This window comes from Lacipirellula parvula, assembly GCF_009177095.1.
Taxonomy (GTDB): domain Bacteria; phylum Planctomycetota; class Planctomycetia; order Pirellulales; family Lacipirellulaceae; genus Lacipirellula; species Lacipirellula parvula.
Genome location: NZ_AP021861.1, coordinates 4514394 through 4534064, shown reverse-complemented (window position 1 = coordinate 4534064; position 19671 = coordinate 4514394). Strand labels below are relative to the sequence as shown.

Below are 19671 nucleotides of genomic sequence, written 5' to 3'. Positions count from 1 at the left end.
CTGCCTAGTTTAGACATGGATTTATTCTCACAGTTACCCAACGGCGCGTTGGCAAGCGTCGAAGCCATCGCCTAATTCACTATCAGATAACTCAAGTTGGCCGATAAGCGCGCCCACGTCAAATAGGAAATCACCGAAATAGCAACCTATGGCTGAGCCGATGGAGCATCCGAAAACTGGACCGCCTATAAGCACTAGTGGCATTCCAACTAGACCGCCCACTAAGCAACCTACGGCGCACCCAGCTGCTGTCCCGACCGGCAACGATAAACAATCGATACCGGTAAGCGCAGCCGAGGCGAGGAATGATGAATCTTGGACTGAGCCACATCCACAATATACGCGAAAACTAGTCAACCCATTGCAGAGGCAATCAGCCAATTCAATTACAGGATTAGCACCAACTGGAGGATAAGGCACGATATCCAATAGCCCTGCCAACCAGCATGCGCAGTCCACCGCATCCCTCCCCTGTCCTTTCTGGTTGGCGAATTCACAAGCGTCGTCGACGCCAAAGCGACCTGAAGGATCAAGGAAACGCGTTGGGACGTTCCAGCAGTAAAGATACTTATTGAGACCGGCAAAAACCCCAGCAAGATCGTGGGACACCCAGCGTACCGTCGCTTGGCTATAGTAACGAGACCGGACATAGTACTCGTCTAAGCCGCTGTCAAAGTGATATCCCGATCTACCACCCCAGCGAAAAGGGTTGACAGTGGTTCCTGACGCATAGATTGGAGTTCCGTAAGCTTTGTACCTATAAGAATCGCTAATGCTTCCGGTAGAACTAGTTAATCCAATGACGGATCCCAATGCATCTGATAGTGCGAAATGGCTCGAGGTGCCGCCGCGATTAAGACTCAATAGCTTTCCATACGACCGGGGGGCGAGCGTGTATGTAGCCAAAATTGCATCGTCCTCGTTGGATTCTGTCAAGACGTTCTGCAGGTCCCAAAGGCTTTTGGTGATTCCACCCTCGCTTTCCCTCGTGACGCGCAGCCCATACGCATTGTAGCCCATCGTGGTGACGACGTTACCCGGTTGCGTCACCTTGACTAGATGACAATCATCATTCCAAGTGTTGACCGTTGTTCCGGCCGCACTCGCTTCTTGCGTTAGATTGCCAGCGTTATCGTATGAATATGACGTAGTAGCGCCTGATGGATCAGTACTAGTGGTTAATTGGTTAGAGGGATCGTAATTGAAGGTCGTTCGTAGTCCATCGGCAACTTCTACTTTTCGATTTCCAACGCTGTCGTACGAATGTGTGATTTGGTATGCGGCGATTCCCGTGCGATGTTCATGAGTCAAGCGATAGGTGGTGTCGTAGATAAATGTAGTCACACTCCCATTATGCTCTGCAACCGCAGTTCGATTACCCACGTTGTCGTGTTGATAAACCACCTGATCCAGAATTCCGGAGCCTTCTAGCTCGAATTCCAGCCAATCTGATAAATCCATTGCGACCCAGTCAGGCAATTCCCAATTGACCCAATTGGCGTTGCTCGATGTATCTCGCCAATAATCGATTTGAGTCAGCCGTCCGGCACCGTCATGCGTGTTGGACGTCTGCATTCCGTTAGCGAATAAAGTGGACTTCTGCCTGCCAACCTCGTCATAGGTAATAGTAGTCCGCTCAGCGAATGGGTTATCAATCGCTGTCAATTGCTCGACGGCATCGTAAGCATATGTGAACCTACCGCCGGTCGGCTCTACCATGCTTGCCCGATTCCCAGCGGGATCGTATCCATACGTAATCCGCTGTCCGGAAGGAGTAACTGCAACCGAAAGACGATTAAGTGCATCATATTCATAAGCGGATGCCCCACTGCCGTCGATCATTGTCAAGCGATTGCCCATCGAGTCGTAAGTGAAAGTATATCGCAATCCACTGCTAAAAACTTGCTCTGTCTGGCGCCCGACTGAATCGTAAACGTAGGTGATTCGCACATTTCGAGGATCCTGCTTCGACTTCAGCTGGACAGTTGCAGAGTAACTGAAGCTGGTGCGACGCCCTAATGGGTCAACTTCAACGGACACATTCCCACCTGCGTCGTATTCGAAAGTTGTGCGATACCCATTGGCATCCTGCAGAGTCTCGCGGCGGCCGGCTAAATCGTATTGCATCGTCGTACGGCATCCGAGGGCATTGACAATAGCCTGAGTGCGACCAGCGGCGTCATAAACAGTTGTCGTGCGATTGTTCTCCGCATCCCAGATCGCCAGCCGACGGCCCGCTGCGTCGTAGGCGAATGTCGTGCGGAAGCCGAGCGGATTTTGCGTCCCAGTAACTCTTCCGGCTGCGTCGTATGACATCGTCGAAACGTGACCTTGGCCATTCAAAACGCTGATGCGACGATTGAGAGGGTCGTAGGTGGTAGTGGTGCAGTAACCCAAAGGATCTACCGTTGCGACGACATTGCCAACGGAATCGCGCTGGGTCGTCGTTGAAAATCCTCGCGAGTTTTGCACGGCAACTCGCCTTCCAGCCGCGTCATAGCTGTAGGTCGCTCGGTAGCCGAGCGAATTTATATCGGATTTTAGGCGTCCAACGCCATCGTAGTTGAACGTAGTCGCATAGCTGCGGGAGTTCCAAATCGCTTTTTGCCGCGCCGCAGCGTCATAATTGAAGGTGGTGATCGCTCCAGAAGGCTCCTCGAGCGCTTCAACGCGATTGAGCGGCGTGTAAGATGTTGTGGTTCGCTGGCCGAGCGCGTTTTCTAAACTCGTTCTGCTCCCTCTTAGGTCGTATTGGAATGTCGTGACATTGCCCCTTGCATCCATCTGAGCACGAGGCCGGTTCATCGAATCGTATTGCGTTGTAGTACGATATCCCAGCGGATTCTCGATGGACCTCAGATTTCCAGATGCGTCGTACGAGAGCGTCGACACGCAGCCCAAAGCATTCACAACTCCGACGACACGCCGATTGGCGTCGTATAATTGAGTGGTAACACTTCCAAGCGGGTTTTGCATAGAGTTTGAGTTTCCTAAACCGTCGTAGCCGAATGTGGTGCGTTCACCAAGGCCATTGACTGTGGCTCGCAGACGATTCATTTCGTCATACTGAAAGGATGTACGCACTCCAAGTGCGTTCTCGATACGCGATATCCTGCAGTTAATCCCATAAGTAAATGTTGTCGCGTAACTGCGAGCGTCAATTTTCCGAACCACCCGATTCATGTCGTCTCGGATGAAGGTTGTGATATATCCCGCAGCATTCTGAATCGACTTGCGTTGTCCGTTTTCGTAGGTAGAAGTCGATACTTCCCCGAGGGCGTTTTGCGTAAAATCGCGATTGCCAAGGGTGTCGTAGTGAAAGGTGATTCGTTCTCCCAAAGGATTGATTTTTCCGCAGACACGGCTAAGCCCGTCGTAGACATAGGTCCATCGATTGCCAATCGCATCGCGAAGCTCAGTTCGCTTAAACCCATCCCATGTAATTGTGCTGCGATTTCCACGTGCATCAATTAGAGACTCTACACGATCGCTTGCGTCATACTGAATTGTGTAAACACCCCCATCAGGGTTAGTGACCGAGTCGAGGACGCGTGCTGAAGACAGCAATTGCTTGTACGTGAAGGTAGTGAGATAACCTCTCGGGTCTTGGACGCCGGCAACAATGCCGTTGTCCCAAATGAAGGTGGTCGGCAACCCTCCAATTGTCTGGCAACTCGCGACGTTCCGAGCGCTATTGTACTTTATCCATGTACTCGTTGATTCGCTTAGCGAACCAACCATCTCGACGACGGCGTTATTCCAGTCCAAATAACTAATTGATACGACTGATCCGTCAGCGTGAGCAATCTGATTGCACCAGCCACTGCTGTCATAGCTGTATGTCGTTGCATGCTGAGCTGGATCGACTATCGAATTTAGATGAATAAAATCCTCGCCGCCAACATCTTGCGTGAGATAGTTGAACTGCGTGATGCAACCTTCCGGCGTCGTTGTGCTGGCCAGCTTTCCAGCGGTCACAGTGAATAGAGTTTCCCGACCGTCTGGTAGAACGATCGACGCAATTTTTCCATTCCCGTCGTAGCTTAAGGTTGTCCGTCGATTGCTGGGATCCAGGATAGATCTCATCCTCTCAGGGGTGCCGTCGTACATTACGGTCCATTTCGCGCCGCCGGAACTAGTAATGGAAGACAGCCGATGCGGAGATGAATTATCGAACTGCAGGGCAGTTCCATCGGGTTGAGTCGCGACGAAAGTACTGGTGCCGGAATCTCCGCTCAATGCAAGCGGGATCTTTGGGGGCGGCAGGTATGCGCCTGCCGTCGTGGCGCCATAGTTGAGGCGTAGTCCGCTTCCATTCGTCAACGACACAACTGACTCTGAAGGATCGCCTTCAATTCTCAGCTCCAGTGCGTTGCTCCAGCCAAACCCGTAAGCGGAATCTTGGTTTGCATGTACTGAATTGTACATGAGGGACAACGGAGGTTGAAGCGATCCCGCGTCAGGCGGTGCAATCCTGTAGGTCGTAAATCCCCACGCTGGACTCATCCCAGCTGGGCCGGTTTGAAGCGAGGGGATTACAGGCCGAGTAATGTCTCGCACATACTGAAATAGTCCCGCCAAATCCGACAGTGCATTGTCTGAGAAAGTCCCTCTCGTCGGGGTGGAATTGCAATCGCCGCTGTTGCAGTTGCCGCCTCCTGAGCTGTCAGAGCCTCCAGAAGAGGCTGATCTATATTCGGGGCACTGCCAGGTAAAACTCGGACAACATCCGAATATTTCGATCAAGTGGGGGGAGACTTCAACCTCACATGAGCTGCACTCGTCGCTTTCGCCGGATTCACACCCGCATTCACTGTCGCTCTCTTGGCAGCAAGTGGTCGGCGCTCCAATGTAGGGCATCGGAGGGCAATTTGCTGATTCTTGAGCGCAAGGTATAGTCTCAGCGCAAGTTGTAATTTTGTAACACTCCCTGTCGGACTCTCCATGCATCCCATAGACAACAGCGGAGCCCGCTGGTGGCTCGCAAGCCTCACACATGTCGCAGTCGCCATATGGAAGTACATGACTGTCAAAGCATTCAATTGACGAGGAAGGCTGATGTTTGAAGTAGCCGAAGCTGTACACGCCACCGTTCGTCATCCCCGCGTGCTGATCGATTCCAGTCAGCCCGTAAATAGCTAAATTTACTAGCGGAGCCTGAATCGCTATGTCGCTGCCACCCCAATACGCGCACGATACTTGCGGATGCGAAGTCGCCCAGTTGCATGCCTCAATACCGCCCGCAAAATACTCCAACTCCAGCGTACCGTAGGGGTATTCCGTACAGCACTCAAGGATGTTGTTTGTGAGTTGCCCGACAACGAACGCTAACTTGGTAGGCGTCCCATTGCGACAGAGAGGACACGCACAGAAGTACCCGCATTCGATGTCTGACATGCAATTTGCTCCTTCTCGCTCTACTCCGCGTCAGTAGCATGCTTGGCAACGTAATCGTAGCAAGCTGCGCACTCCTTCATTGTCGTCTGACGGTGAGCACTGTGGTTACAGTTAAAGACCTTTGTCATTACATTACCCCGGCATGTTTTGCAGGGACGGAGTTCTTGGAATTCACCAAGGTATTCGCAAGGTCCAGTATGAATTGGGAGTTCTCGATACTTCCGAAGATTTGCGGGCATCGGCAAAGCTGCTAGAGAACACACACGGCACAGCTCTGCAGTTACATGGCTGTGTTGCGAAAATACTTGTGGGTGAGCACAGAAGTAAACTCCGGTATTCGGCCTGACGTCGTGACGAGCTGCGCAAGCAGGTAAGCGAGTGTCAAAGCGTGGATATTGTCGCGTGATTGCGACGGCACTATGCGATGCGCATTCATGAAAGGAGGCGCTAGAGGCATCCGGCGTGCCAAATTGCGTCGTATCAGATGACGATAATGCATTTTGCAGAGCCGAAAGCACCACGTCTAGCAAGCCGAGTCGATCTGCGGGTATACTTTCGATCCAATCTTGCAGGGTTGCTGTGTCTATCGCCGCGGCTTCGTTAGCCAACCACCCATGTATATTGCTGGCCAAGATTGAGCACAAGCCAATCGTGACTGCGCAGCCTGCTGTTTTAAATCGGATCGAGTCGATTCGCTCTCCTTGCATTCGGAGATAGAAAATAATTTCTGGCGCGATCTCAGAACTGAGCACCCCTCCAATATGCGTGGCTTCTTCGTCTGCGCCAAAATTACTAGGACTGCGCAAATGCGCTAGCAGCAAAGGCGAGTATCTTGTTGTGCCCATACGAAGCTTTAGAGTGAGTGAGAGAGCACGCCGTTATGCGAGATTTTTTCATCACCAACGTTTTGATAGGGCCTATGCTCGATTGGCTGGTATAGGGCTAGTCGATTAATATCACCGTACTCCTCAGCCAATGCGCGACATAACGCCTCTGGCAGAATCCCCTCCCAGGGCTGGTTAACTGGCGGTTCGACACGGCCACGGATCTTGTGGAGCGGCATCCCGTGCACGTGGTCGTCTTCTCGTGTAATTTGAATGACATTCTGCGGGTCGTATTTAAACGGCATTAGTCCGAGGCTTGCGTGGAGTATGTCCAGAGTCTCTTCGGGCCGAGCGGTCAGTGCGCGATAGGGAACTATGAGCAATCGATCTCCAACGCCACGGGCCAGGGCATCTCTAAGCCGTGCAAACGAGAGTCCCAAGACAGAACCAGAACTCAATAGTACCTCCGCACGTCCCTGAACCGTCTGGCATTGATAGAATGTTGGGCCAATTGCCTCGCGGTACTCAATGCTCCGTTGGCGATACAGTTTTTCAAACGACGCAACGATGGCCCGGACGTCTCGTACGGTGACAATGAGTTTGACTGGACGGCCAAGGGCTTCCTCCAAGGGTTCTATATATTGCAGCCAGCCTCGCGATTTGTCGAAAACGGTTTGGCCGGAAAGCAATTCATTCTCGAAATATCCCGCCATCAATCCTTTAAGGGCGCCGAGAATCCGCGGCTTAACCTTTTCAAGTCCTTGAGCCTTGAATTCGATGAATTCAGGCCAGCGGTTTTTGAGCTGCACGAACAATTCAACGAGGCCGCTTGTCGGCGTGACGTGGTGAGATGGGTTCTGCCCGAGGAGATTCAACAGCAGCGTTGAACCTGAACGAGGCAGACCGGCGACAAAATGGATTGGAATTTCCATTGGTTAGGCGTATCGAATAATTATTGTTTGATAGTCAAGTCTGGAATTGCGACGCCTTGCTTATGCTTTTCAACGACCGATTTAAGCGACCGGTATAGCTCCGCCACTTCCGCCGCGTCGCCTCCTAATGCAGCTGATATGGCCGTAGGGCCATGTCGATCGGAAATTTGACGGAGCTGAAGCAGCGTGACTTCTACCTGTTGGAACGTTTGCGCGAGCATCCGCTTGATCCGTTGCGCGCCTTGATCCGCCGTTGGTTGTGCGGGAGCGAGAGTATTTAGAACGCCCATTAAAAACTCCTAGTGTTGGATGCTAATAGATTGTATTGAGTAATTGCATGGAAAAGGCCGATGCAGAGGCTCGCCAATTGAGTCGCTAAACTGCTGCGTCAGCCGCTTCGCTTGCAAACACGGTCGCTGTCCATCGAATGTTCGTGCTAGCCGCGCCTGTGACGGCAATCTTCAACGATTCGTTAGTGTCGTCTGCAGTGACTGCGATGCCGCCCCAGCCAGCTGGATTAATATCTGCGCCCACGGTCTGAACAGCGCCTACCAAAGATGTGGTAGCCCCCTCTCGTCGGATGCAAGCTTGTCGTAAAAACGACGCATGATCATTCGCCGCTCCGTTCTCCTTACGTCCGACAACATTGATAAAGCAAGATAGTGTCTGCCCGTCCGCAAGCGTGAATCGGCTCAATGCTATTGTGCTCCCTAGCAACAGCTCTGTCGCGGTTGCGTTGGTCGTACGTCCCCAAAGCGTTGAAATTGTCGCCTGAGCAGTCCCCAATGCATCGTCATGGCCTCCGGAGCCTCGTGCCCATTGGGCGGTTAGTCTTGCTGAGCTGTTACGGCCACCAGCATGAGAGGCTTCTCCGCTTGCAGTACTCCATACGCCTTCGGAATGAGAATACGCACCGCTAGCCTGGGTCACAAAACCTTCTGCATGGGATGGAACGCCTTGAGCAGCGCACCCTTGCCCTTCGGCGTGAGCCGTCCAAAAAGCATAGGTGCCGTATCCTTCTGAATGGGCGTATAAGCCTGCCGATGTGAATGCACCTTCCGCATGGCTGTAATTCCCTGAGGCCGTACTGAACCACCCCTCAGCATGCGATCCGCTTCCAATCGCAGTGCTATTGCTGCCTTCGGCATGGGAATATCCGCCAGTAGCGGTAGTACTGACCCCTTCAGTATGTGCTCCGTTGCCTAGACTAATAGTGCTTCGTCCCTGAGCGTGCGACCACTTGCCCAATGCTTGATTGCTCTCGCCGCCAGAAACAAATGCATAAGCCGCGGTAGCGCTTGTAGACCAACTGCCAGCATTACCAGCAATAGCGACAGCGGCGGGAATAGTAAAAGTATTCGATCCTGTGACTGTTACAAAACGGTTCCCGTTCACTGCCGGCGTTGAATTGCTCCCGGCGATTTGAATTTGTTGACCAGTAATTAAGCCATGATTCGTCGAAGTGATGGTTACTGCTGGACTGCCTACGGCGATATTGGAGATGGCCCCGACGCCGCCGCCTGCGTTATTGTTCTTGCCGCCGCCGACGACGCCACTATCGGAAATAGCTACATTATTGTGCCCAGCAAAGATCCCCGAGTTGGCTCCGAAAGCAACTTGTGTAGCGACGGATCTCACTCGTTGCAAATCGACGGCATTCGCTCCGCGAGCGTTTCCACTATCGTCGAGTTGCAGCGCCCGGCTATCGCTACCACTACCGACGCCGGCGTCAGGAGCTAGAACTATCGCATTGTCAATGCGCCGATATAGGGAACGCCACCTCGCAGCACCTAAACCCGAATTAGTGCATACCCATAGAGTTTGTGTACTCGTGTTAAACCATTGCGAGCCAGCCACGAATCCGTCTCCGGAATCGTCATTAACCGTTGGATTGGCGGCAGCATTGTAGGGAGCGCGGTCGGCAAGCACAGTCAGGTCGTCTTTCAAATTGACGCCTGCATCACCCACGGGAGTATCTGGGACTTCGAGACCTTTGTACGTCATCCAACTTGCCATTTACTGATCCTTTCAAGTGATGCGCCGAATTGATGAAATCGCTCGCTTGATATTATGTCATTAGTAGTGGATGCTTGCGGGGCTTCATCATCGCGGCTGTAAGTCCCCTAGAAGTCGACGGGCTAAGGCATTTCTTAACGCGGCAATGCAAACGTTCAGGCAGTAACCCTTGTCGCTAGGCACGCCGTCCAATGCATTTGTCAATTGCAATGTGTCGACGCTCGCGGCTTCACGCAACGTGCATCCCTCAATCAATTCACTCAACGCTGAACACGCGCCAATTGTCACGCCGCACCCGGCTGCATAAAACGTCACCCGCGTAATCACGTCGTTGGCGACGCGAAGATAGATCTCAACGCGAGGCGGACCATTTTCCAGTCCAGCTTGGCCGAATAATTCTGCTTCGTCATCACGCCCAAAGTGCCGCGGATGACGCGCGTGTTCTAGTAAGGTCTCGGAGAATCGCGACATTATTAGTGCTCCCCGGAAAACGCTAAAGCTTCGTCCAATGCACAAACGAACGGGTCACGCGGCGCGATTTCTTTGGCTCGTCTCCATGACTGGTGCGCCGCCTCAATTCTCCCTAGGTCGCGCTGGGCATACCCCAGCTGCATCCACGTTCTCGCCGCGTCTGGCCGTAGTGCTAGTGACCTTTCGTAATGAATCGCCGCAAGCGAAGTGTGGCCCGTCATTTGATGGGCGGTAGCCAAATTGTGCCAAGCGGCGCCATCTTCAGGAATAATCTCACAAAGTCGCTCTAACCAAACGGCCGCGTCTTCAGCCGAGAAATGCTCAAACAAAAGCTGGCACTTCAGTCGCATAGCCTCCGAGGAATTACCGCTCGAACAAGCTATTGCCTCGTCGAGCGCATTGATAGCTTCGCCATATTCGCCCCGCGCTGCCAGCAGCTTGGCTCTGCCAACAGCGATCTCGCCAGTCGCGTAGCATTGCTGCTCGACAGCCTTTTCAAGCTCAAGTTCTAGTGTCACCAGCTTTTTCTGCTCAGCGAGTAGGTCGATCAGGCTTTGCCACGATGGTTTGAAGGCAGGTTCATCATGAATCGCCAATCGCCATTGCAGTTCCGCTAGATCGAATCGGCCCATCTCCCGATAGACCCCCGCAAGATTGTGTCGGGCCTTGTACCCTGTGATTCCTCGATCTCGGCTCGAGAATCGACGTTCGCCATGATCCTCCAGAGCCGTTGTGTAGGCGCTAACCGCGGCTAGGTGATTAGATAACTTTTGCTCTAAAACGCCCAATCGGAAAAGTAGTTCAGCGTCCTTGTCGTACAGCTGCAGGCCACGCTCAAGCAATGCACGGCAATCTTCATCGCGATCGACTTGCTGCAAGCATCCAGCCAACAGCGCATACGCCTTACGGACATGCGACTCTTCAGCCGCAGAAACAGTTAAGCATTCTTCTAAGTAACGAACCGCCCGCGGGAAATCATCCATGTCGGCATAGGTCATCCCTAAATTAAAAAGTACAAAAGGATGTTGCGGCTGTTCTGAATATTCCAATTCGAGCAGCCGTAAGTCTCGAGTCTGCTTGCGCTTGCGAGCATCAGCCGTGTGCTCGGAGCCAGAATGAGTGACGAAGATGCTCGTCCAGTGGATTTCGCCATTGATCCGCCGGACCGCCGGGACAATCTGCTCGTGAATCCGCCCCTCGAATCGAATTCGAGGATCATTCCGGAACATCTTCACGTGATCGACGACTGTCACATCGGATGTCTCCGGAGGTCCCGGACAGTGAACCTGCATCACAAAAGCAGTTGGTGCAAAATCTAAAGGCGCAATAGCGAGCTCTTGCAACTGGCGTCCGCATTCCTCCGAAATTGTGTCGTCGGAGTCCATCCAGAACAGCCACTCACCCGTCGCCAGCCGCAGAGATTCGTTCCTTGCCGCTGAGAAATCGTCGCACCAAGGAAATTGGTGGACCTGCGCGCCGGCGAGCTGGGCAATCTGGCGCGTGTCGTCAGTCGACCCCGTGTCGACGACGATCATTTCATCCACCCATGGAGCAATGCTCTCTAGGCAGGCGCCGAGCGTTCGCGCGTTGTCTCGCACTATCATGCAGAGGCTGATTAGCGGACGCGCACTCATCGCAGCACTCCGGCAAGCGAACAAGAGGGCTTCCTAGTTCCCGCTTACTGAACTTATCGCAGCGTTGATTTGCGTGCAAATGTTTTCGAATGTTTTTAATGAAATTGTTTTGTGAGTTAAGCATAACGTGATACGTTATTCTGTTGTCTTCTTTGTGGCGGTATGAGCGCGAGACCGTGAGCGTGATTGATGACGGATTTGCAATAATCTGTCATTGCTAGCGATGGCTGGTTGCTAGTGACAAGGCGACTTTTGTCCGCAATTTCAAGTTGCATGTGCTTGGCATATTACGGTGAACTTTGTCGGAGGCCATCAGAGCATGGCATTCGTCGCATCTTGCTCTTCAGCGATACTTTGCTTCGGTTTCTGGGCGAGGTCTGCTTGCGACCAGATGGCTAACGGCATCGCCGGAGCCCGATTTCGTCTTGCTTAGTCACACTCTGCGTTCTTCCAGCAGTGGAATCGAGCCGCCATGAAATCAGTCGCCTTTCCGGAAAATCGGCCACTCATCAGCGTTGCAGCTTGCGTTGTGATTTCACGTGGCGAGCGTATTCTCGCAACAAAACTCGCAGCGATTGTCCCGTTATTCGATGAAGTCATCGTGGTGGAAGTGGGATCCCGGGATCGATCTGAGGCGATCGCCGACGAGTACGGTGCTCACTACTTGAGCGCCCCCCCTAGTGAATCGGCGTCGGGCATCGATCTCGCCCGTCGGCGGATAATTCAGTCAGACTGGCTTGTTGAGCTCGACGGCGCCGAATGTCCACCGGAAAGTACTATTCTCTTATTGCGAGAAAGACTGACCCAAGCGGATTTCGGCGAGAATGTGGTCGTTGTCTCGCGTGGAGCCGACTTCGAATCGCCAGGAATTAAGGCATTGCGGTATGGCTCATCGTCGTCGAATGTGAATCCGCTTGCCACTGTGAATCATTGTCTCACCGTAGATGTCATCATACTGTCGTATTGTAAGACGAAGCGTGAGTACGAAATGACGTGCCAGTGCTTGCGAACGCTCAGGGCTAGTAGTGATCGCATTCGCTTCAACGTTGTAATGGTCGAAACAGCTGCTCCCCATCTACTGGACGGCTACGCGGGTGCCGGCAAGTGCTTTGGTGATGAGTGCGAAGTTGTCTTTCCGCAACAGAAATTTAATTACAATCAATTCCTGCAAAAAGGATTTGAAAGACTTCAAAAGTCTCAGGCGAGATATCTCTTAATCGCCAACAATGACGTTTTGTTCAGGCCGCAATTTGCAGAAGGGCTTCTAGAATCCCTTGGAACTTATGATTCGGCGAGTCCCTGGTGTCCAAATTATCACGAACAGTATTTCGATCCTCGACAGCGGTTCCATGAGGGGCGACGTACTTCGTTCGAGCTTTGTGGTTGGGGGATAGCGTTTCGCAAAGAGCTGCTCACGAAAGTGTCATTCGAAGAACTGTTTCCGGCCGAGTTTGAATTTTGGTTTCAGGATAATTATTACGGCTGGCAACTGGAACGGCTTGGCGCTCGCCATGTCTTAGTCACTGACGCTAAAGTCGAGCACCTCTTCAACCAGAGCCACTCGCTAATTGACGCTGACGACAAGGAGCGGTTTACTGCAGGAGCGCAGGATGTATTTGATCGCAAGACCTCGAGCGCGCAGATTTCAGAGGAGACGCTGCTCACCGTCGCGATCGCGTCTCTACCCAGTCGTGCAGGTAGTTCGTTTCCCGCGTTAATTGAAGAATTGGCGAGGCAGGCGAAGGGCAAGCCGGTTGAGATACTCTCACTGATGGACAACAAGCAGTCGACGCTCGGAGTCAAGCGCAATCGGCTAGCGTCGCTGGCAAAGGGGCGGTACATCTCTTTCGTTGACGACGACGATCAGGTGGCGCCGAATTATGTTGAATCGTTGGTCGAAGCCATACAAAGTGAGCCGGGAGTTGACTGCGTTACTTTCGACGCTTGGGTCACTGTCAACGGTAGCTCAGGCAAGGTGTGTAAGTACGGAGTCGACTACGAGGATATCAATTGTGACGACGCTTATTACCGGCGCCCGAATCACGTTTGCTGTTTCCGAACGGAGATCGCTCGTTGCGTTCCGCGGGAGGACATCACGTGGGGAGAAGATTCGTCTTGGTCGAAAGCGGCGATGCCACTTGTGCATCGTGAATTGCGTCTCGACCGGACGCTTTATTATTACCGATACGACCCGTCGATGTCGGAGTCGCCTCCTCCTCGGCCATCTGGTGCTTCACAACAGGAACGCCGCAGACCCCGCCTTCGACTAACCATTGCCGTATTGTCAATCGCTGCTCGCGTACGGTCATTCTTGCCAACCCTTATTGAACGTCTCGCCATCCAATTACGTGAGCGCCCTGTCGAGTTGCTCGTGCTTCTGGACAATCAACTCACCTCAATCGGTGAGAAGCGAAATTCGCTCATTGCCACCGCGCAAGGCGAATATGTCGCGTTCGTCGATGACGATGATCGTGTGACGGACGACTACGTTGATTCACTTCTCCAAGCAATTAATGACCACGCAGGTGTCGATTGTATTGTGTTTGACGCCTGGGTGACCAACGACGGCGCCGGCGGTCGCACATGCCGGTACGGAATTGAATACGACAATGAAGACCGCTCGGACGCGTACTACCGGCGCCCCAACCATTTGTGTGCCATACGCACTGAAATTGCTAAATCAGTGCCGTTTGAAGCCGTTAGCTGGCATGAGGACTTTTGCTGGGCGGCTGCCCTCGCGCCCCGGCTCCGCACTCAGGCGCGTATCGAGCGGGTGTTGTACTACTATGACTTTTGTTCAGCAACTTCGGCGTCGGCCTCACCGGAAAAGCACGCTGCACTTGAGGGCCGTAGATCGCAGAGCGTCGCGTTAGGCTCTTCGCCCGGCGGACGATCAGAGGCCGAATTGCCAATTTATGGATTTATTCACGTCGCAATGATGAACCATTGGCGACGCGTCGTTGAAGAGCAGCTTTTGAAACTAAAGGCATCTGGATTATGGGACCGGACTGAGCGAATCTTCGTCGGCCTACTTGGGCCGCAACGAGATCACTTCGACTTTGAAGATGACAAGTTAGAGGTCGTTTACTACAGCCCTGACATAGAAGAGGCTGAGTTTCCCACGTTGATGTTCTTGGAGGATTTTTGCAGTAGTCGCGATTGCTTTGCGTACTATCTGCACACGAAGGGGGTATTCCGAGTCAGCCCGCACACTGACGACTGGCGGCGTCTCATGGAGCATTTTGCGATCTATCGACATGATGAATGCGTAAACGCTTTAGTTACCCACGACGTTTGCGGCGTGAACTGGCACGAGCAGTCGATCGGCCCCCATTTCCCAGGTAATTTCTGGTGGGCGCGCTCGTCCTATATCAGAAGCCTTCCATCGATTCATACATTCAACGCGGATTCGATTAGCAATCGACGCGATCGCCATGACTGCGAACGATGGATAGGCCTGAACCCCGCGGCGCGCGTCGCCTGCCTCCACCAATCCGGCGTTAATCACTACGATAGTCCGTATCCGAGCGCGCGTTACTCGAGCGTCGGCGAGGTGAGCAACGTCCTTGCTCTCGACGCGCCGAGCGCCTGGAGAGGGCTTGAACAACGCTTTCAAAACCTGATTGAAGGAATCGGGGCAATTGAGACTGTTGTGGAAATCGGCGTCGAGTATGGGTATAGCCTCTTCTGTTTCGCGACTGCGCTACCTAATGCCACCGTGATCGGCATTGATCCGTACCAGAACGTTCTATCCGGCCATTACGCTGGGGACGCCGGATACGGCGTCATGGGCAGCAGCGATTCTGAGGCGTGGGTGCGACGTTTCTTGCCTCAGTTCCCTCGAGCGATACTTTTGCGAGCTGAATCTCGCGAGATCGCACGCGTCTTTGTCGGAAAAATCGATGTCCTACATATCGACGCAATCCACAGCTATCAAAACGTGCGCGCAGATTTCGAGGCATGGGAGCCTCATGTGCGTCCTGGCGGCTGTGTTTTGTTTCATGACACCAGATCTTATCCCGATGACGTAGGACGATTCTTTCGCGAACTTTCGGGCAGAAAAGCGGAGATCGTCGAGCATCACGGCCTAGGGGCCTGGTACAAACCCCAGCGTCCCGTATGTAGGCCTGATACTTACTCAACTCGTGCCGGTCAAGTTGAGGAGAACGCGATTGCCATCGCGATGAGTTAACGCAAACTTCCTAACTGCCAAGTCGGGCTTAGCCTTAAAACGAGACGAGACCCATATGGATATCTATGGTACAGCGATCGAAGGGCCGCTAGTTATTGAGCCGACCGTGTTCAGGGATGACAGAGGGTTCTTCATTGAATCATTTCACGAGGCAAAATTTCAATCCGCCGGCCTGGAGCATACTTTTGTGCAGGACGGGCATTCCCGATCGAAGCGGCGGACACTGCGCGGCCTCCACTATCAAAATCCATATCCGCAAGGAAAACTCGTCTCAGTGATTCGTGGAGAAATCTTCGATGTGGCGGTTGACCTGCGTCGCGCCTCTCCGACGTTCGGGCGGTGGGCTGGGTTTTATTTGAGCGAAGACAATCACCGGTTCTTGTACATTCCGCCGGGCTTCGCACATGGATTCTGCGTCACCAGCAATGTCGCAGACGTTACCTATAAATGCACTGACTTCTACCCCGCTGGCAGCGAACATTCGATTGCGTGGAACGACCCGCAACTCGCCATCGACTGGCCTGTTCGGAATCCGATTCTTTCGCCGAAAGATCAGTCGGCGGCCTTGCTGGCGGAATCTTATTGTTTCGGCGACGCGACTGCGACGATGATGACCGTCTAGATTGAGTTGCGATAGTCTAGGTATTCTTTGAGTGCGAGCTCCCAAGAAGGGAGCGGTGCGCCGCACACTGAGGCGTATTTGGAGCAGCTGAGGACGCTATAGTGAGGACGTGCAGCCGCAGCGCCCCAGTCAGCGCTACTGATTGGAATGACACTCACGCCCAGCCCCTGCCGCTGGAAGATAGTCGACGCAAACTCATACCAGGTTGTTGAACCTGCGTTTGTTATGTGGTAGGTGCCGTAGGCTTCAGTCTGAATCAGCTTGAGGATCGCTTGCGCGATATGCGGCACATAGCTCGGCGTACAACGCTGATCAGCGACGACTCGTAGCGAGAGGTGATTCTCGGCCAATTCAAGCATCGTTTTGGCGAAACTAGGCGCCTCTGCGTTGGCACTTAGCCCTCCGTAGAGGCCGCAAGTCCGGATGATAAAGTGAGCCGGCCAGGTTGCAGCGATCTGCTCTCCTGCAAGTTTGCTGCGACCGTACACGCTGAGTGGTTTAGGCAAATCGTCTTCACTGTACGGAGATTGACGTGTTCGATCACCGCCAAACACAAAGTCTGTACTTAGTTGAACGAGCGGACATTTGAGGAGGCGGCAGGCCTCCACCAGATGGTAAATTGCCTGCGCGTTAACAGAATAGCAGATGTCGGGATCGACTTCCGCAAAATCAACTTGCGTGTATGCCGCGGCATTGATTACCGCTGAAGCGGGTAAGTCTCGTAATTGCCTCAACACCGTAAAGCGGTTGGTGATATCCAGCGCCAGTCGTGTAAAAGGCAATGCTCGGCTTTGGAGGTTTTTGCAAATTTCCTGACCGAGTTGCCCACCTGCGCCAAGAACAACGATCGGATGAGTGGGCTTACAAATCATTGGAATGTAAAATTGATTTATTGGCTTTGTAAGAATGATGTAAGACTCGTTGAAACGCACTCTGCTTACGTCTTCGTGATGCCTTTCTCGCCCGATATGTGGTGAAGGCAAACGCAATTAAGAACGACTGCACTGACAGTTGTTGTCTACCTAGTCTAACGTCAGCATAGAAGAAGCATATTCTTAGGTCCGAGAATACATCTTTCTTGCCGTCGAGCGAGACTGGGGGCGGTTGGTGCGAGGTGGGGTTAGTGGCGACCGAGGAATGCGAGTCGTTGCATCCGACGTTGGGCCGGATAGCCGTCGCCGTACCGGCATCCGAAGGACGCGGTTTGGACGTTGCTGTCAATGGAATCTGTTAACTCTACTGAGCGAGACCTGCGGATGGGCGTGCTCGATGCAGCGTCCCGGCGTGGACGATGCGAGCGAGAGTGCGGAAAAAACGCTCGAGAAAAGTCAGAGTTAGGGTGACAGGGGGACACTGGCTCCCCGCTCCGCCGGAAAAAATGCTTTCCATGAAGGTGGTCTGGACCGCAATTCGCGTCGGCAGATGAAATGGTGCCGCGACCGATGGCGGTGAATGTCAAAACCGCTAATAGGTGACGAGTCGCGTTCTGCTGGCGATTACACGATCGTCGACGGCATCTGCGACTAAATGTTTTCGTTTGTCGACTTTGTTCTCTGGTCGTCTTCGCGGCCTCTGAAGCCGATGCTCGGGTGCATGGGTGATCAGGTGAATGGGCAAGGTCAATTCGTGATCCGGCTTTGCCGCGATGTCAGGCGATCAACTGTGGCAGTCGAATGGGATGGACCGAGAAGTTAAGGACGCCTGCTCTTTATCTAGCATGATCCATGACCGACTGCTCGGCATGATCGGTCGATCTATCGCAGTTGGCAGAATGCGTCAGAGAAGGCGATGGCAGGTAGATTTGCTGGATCTATGGCTGAAACAGGCGAATGGTAGCGCGCCCTAATCATCAGGCTGCGATTGCTAGGTCAAAGCCTCGCTGGCCCAATTGCCGAACGACCTCAGCGGATTCCATATTCCACAGCGTGGTTGCTTTATCGGCCCCCGTGATAAATAGATTGTAATTAGATGAAATTCGTCTGTTTTGAGGGTCGTGTTTGAGGGCTTCTACGAATGCAGCTTCGACTTGCGGTGACGGAAGGCCAAGTTCGGCTTTGCAAATTGCTATCCACTCGAACAGCTCGGCTTTAACCCAATTCGATTGCTGCATTGAGAGTGCGTGTTCACTTAGCTGGCGACACTTGTTGAACTCATGATTCAAGAGAGAGTCGTGAGCCAGATAGAAATATGGCCATGTGAGCGTAGTTTTCAAATTGACCGCTCTCTCGAAATCACTTATGGATTCCGAGGTTTTTCCGTATTGCAGAATCCCTCTCGCAACGATAAGTCCATCGTTTGTCGGGTTGGCTTCGATGCCACGGTTGTAAGCGGATAACGCTTCATTGTAATTTCCGAGGTGATCGTAAATAAATCCAAGGAGCCCACACGCCATTGAGTACAGCGACGGATTTTTTTCCCCTGCCACATCGGGGCTTTGGAGTATTCCCTGGAGTTTTTGAGATAGTGTTTTAAGCTCGTGCGTCGTCTCGAAGTCAGGCTGCCTTCGCGTGAACGAATAGCGGATATCAATTGCCTTCAGTACGACAGAGGTTGCGTGCCCCCCACTCGCCAGGATGTTTGCTGCTTCCACCTCGGCGTCCGCAGGGCTTACTTCATGCAATTTGTTCAAATAAATTGCTTCGTAATTACCGTTGCTTGGGTCTAGGTTGTGTGCGTGCTGAAGGAAGACTAGAGCCGCCTGTGATTCCCCGGCATCACTCAGAATGTTTCCTCGCATGTAGGATGCGGCGTCCGGCTGCACTCTATCCGCGATTTCGCGAATTAGCGACAGCGCAGAATCCCATTCGCCGCGTTTGCGTGCCTCCACTACGCGTCTAAGCTGCGAACTTACTCTCTTAGCTTCGCTCCGAGTGGGCGGGTTAGGTTTCTTTGGAGGCTCCGATATCGAGTATAAGTCCTGAGACAGGCCGGTAAGCCTGTTCTTTTCTTGGTCGGTTAGGTTCTTCCAATGACCTTCCATGAGGTCTCGCAGTCGTTCGGCATCATCGCTTTCAGAGAGGTGCGTCTTTTCAAGTTCGTGCAAGTGGAGTAGTGCGTCCAGTAATTGTGCGTATTCTGTCTTTTGTGGAGGTGTTGCAGTCACTAGTCTAGCTTTCATCTATGGTCCATTGACCTCGCGTGTTAGCTAGGTCTTGCTGGAATTGCTGTAGTGTGACGGGTTCCTCGGGGGTAATGTTTCCATGGAGCGGCTTGTCGACTTTTAATTCAAGACCTGCGGCTATCGGGCTGTCTATGAATTGCCCGTCCCCCATTCGAAAGCAATGCAGCGATTGTGAGCCGCGAGCCGCAGGGGCATGCTCGATGAGGCGTTTAGGTATTAGGAAGAACGGGAGTTCTCTCCAAGAAGGTGCTACTGACATGCCACTGCCATCAAGGATGACCATGCCGCTTGCATCTGTTGAGATGTCGGTTTGCCCGTTCACCGCCGCACCTCGTACTCCTAGGCCTTTTCCCGAATAATCAACTGCGGGATGGTTATCATCCTCTTTCTTCATGGTTCTGAACATCAGGGGCATTAGTCGCAGTACTCTGTATGAGAAGATCAAGTTTATTGCCTCTGATG

12 protein-coding genes are annotated in these 19671 nt (G+C 52.9%); 2 read left to right on the top strand and 10 right to left on the bottom strand.

Annotation, left to right across the window (positions count from 1 at the left end; translation table 11 throughout):
• Positions 1-33: 33 nt before the first annotated feature.
• The 7 genes from PLANPX_RS17680 to PLANPX_RS17650 form a co-directional block, all read right to left on the bottom strand.
• Entirely contained in the window at positions 34-4428 is a 4395-nt protein-coding gene (locus tag PLANPX_RS17680; RefSeq protein WP_172992147.1) for an RHS repeat-associated core domain-containing protein, read from the bottom strand.
• A gap of 989 nt (positions 4429-5417) precedes the next feature.
• The gene (locus tag PLANPX_RS28485) at positions 5418-6242 is read right to left on the bottom strand and encodes an iron-sulfur cluster assembly scaffold protein (protein ID WP_152100010.1); all 825 of its coding nucleotides are present in this window, start codon (positions 6240-6242) and stop codon (positions 5418-5420) included.
• Positions 6243-6250: 8 nt separating this feature from the next.
• Positions 6251-7153 (bottom strand): sulfotransferase family protein, encoded by a 903-nt coding sequence (locus tag PLANPX_RS17670; protein WP_152100009.1) that lies wholly within the window; start codon positions 7151-7153, stop codon positions 6251-6253.
• Between the two features lie 20 nt (positions 7154-7173).
• Positions 7174-7443 carry a hypothetical protein gene (locus tag PLANPX_RS17665; RefSeq protein WP_152100008.1) on the bottom strand — a complete coding sequence of 90 codons (270 nt, stop codon included), beginning with the start codon at positions 7441-7443 and terminating at the stop codon, positions 7174-7176.
• An 85-nt stretch (positions 7444-7528) separates the two neighbouring features.
• Positions 7529-9169: a hypothetical protein gene (locus PLANPX_RS17660; protein WP_152100007.1), complete on the bottom strand. Its 1641-nt coding sequence runs from the start codon at positions 9167-9169 to the stop codon at positions 7529-7531.
• Positions 9170-9256: 87 nt separating this feature from the next.
• Complete coding sequence (locus PLANPX_RS17655) at positions 9257-9640, bottom strand: iron-sulfur cluster assembly scaffold protein (protein ID WP_152100006.1); 384 nt, start codon at positions 9638-9640, stop codon at positions 9257-9259.
• A 2-nt stretch (positions 9641-9642) separates the two neighbouring features.
• Positions 9643-11274, bottom strand: a complete 1632-nt coding sequence (locus PLANPX_RS17650) for a glycosyltransferase (protein ID WP_152100005.1) — start codon at positions 11272-11274, stop codon at positions 9643-9645.
• Positions 11275-11746: 472 nt separating this feature from the next.
• Between PLANPX_RS17650 and PLANPX_RS17645 the strand changes: the two genes are divergently transcribed.
• Both PLANPX_RS17645 and rfbC read left to right on the top strand, forming a co-directional pair.
• On the top strand, positions 11747-15466 hold the full coding sequence (locus PLANPX_RS17645) for a glycosyltransferase (RefSeq protein WP_152100004.1): 3720 nt from the start codon (positions 11747-11749) through the stop codon (positions 15464-15466).
• Between the two features lie 55 nt (positions 15467-15521).
• Positions 15522-16088 carry a dTDP-4-dehydrorhamnose 3,5-epimerase gene (gene rfbC, locus PLANPX_RS17640; protein WP_152100003.1) on the top strand — a complete coding sequence of 189 codons (567 nt, stop codon included), beginning with the start codon at positions 15522-15524 and terminating at the stop codon, positions 16086-16088.
• Here the strand turns inward: rfbC and rfbD are convergent.
• The 3 genes from rfbD to PLANPX_RS17625 form a co-directional block, all read right to left on the bottom strand.
• Positions 16085-17020, bottom strand: a complete 936-nt coding sequence (gene rfbD / locus PLANPX_RS17635; protein WP_152100002.1) for a dTDP-4-dehydrorhamnose reductase — start codon at positions 17018-17020, stop codon at positions 16085-16087. The genes rfbC and rfbD overlap by 4 nt on opposite strands.
• A gap of 917 nt (positions 17021-17937) precedes the next feature.
• A complete protein-coding gene (locus PLANPX_RS17630) occupies positions 17938-19191 on the bottom strand; it encodes a tetratricopeptide repeat protein (RefSeq protein ID WP_172992145.1) in 1254 nt (417 codons plus the stop codon).
• Between the two features lie 4 nt (positions 19192-19195).
• Positions 19196-19624, bottom strand: coding sequence for a hypothetical protein (locus PLANPX_RS17625; RefSeq protein ID WP_152100000.1), 429 nt, complete (start codon positions 19622-19624; stop codon positions 19196-19198).
• Between the last annotated feature and the right edge of the window lie 47 nt (positions 19625-19671).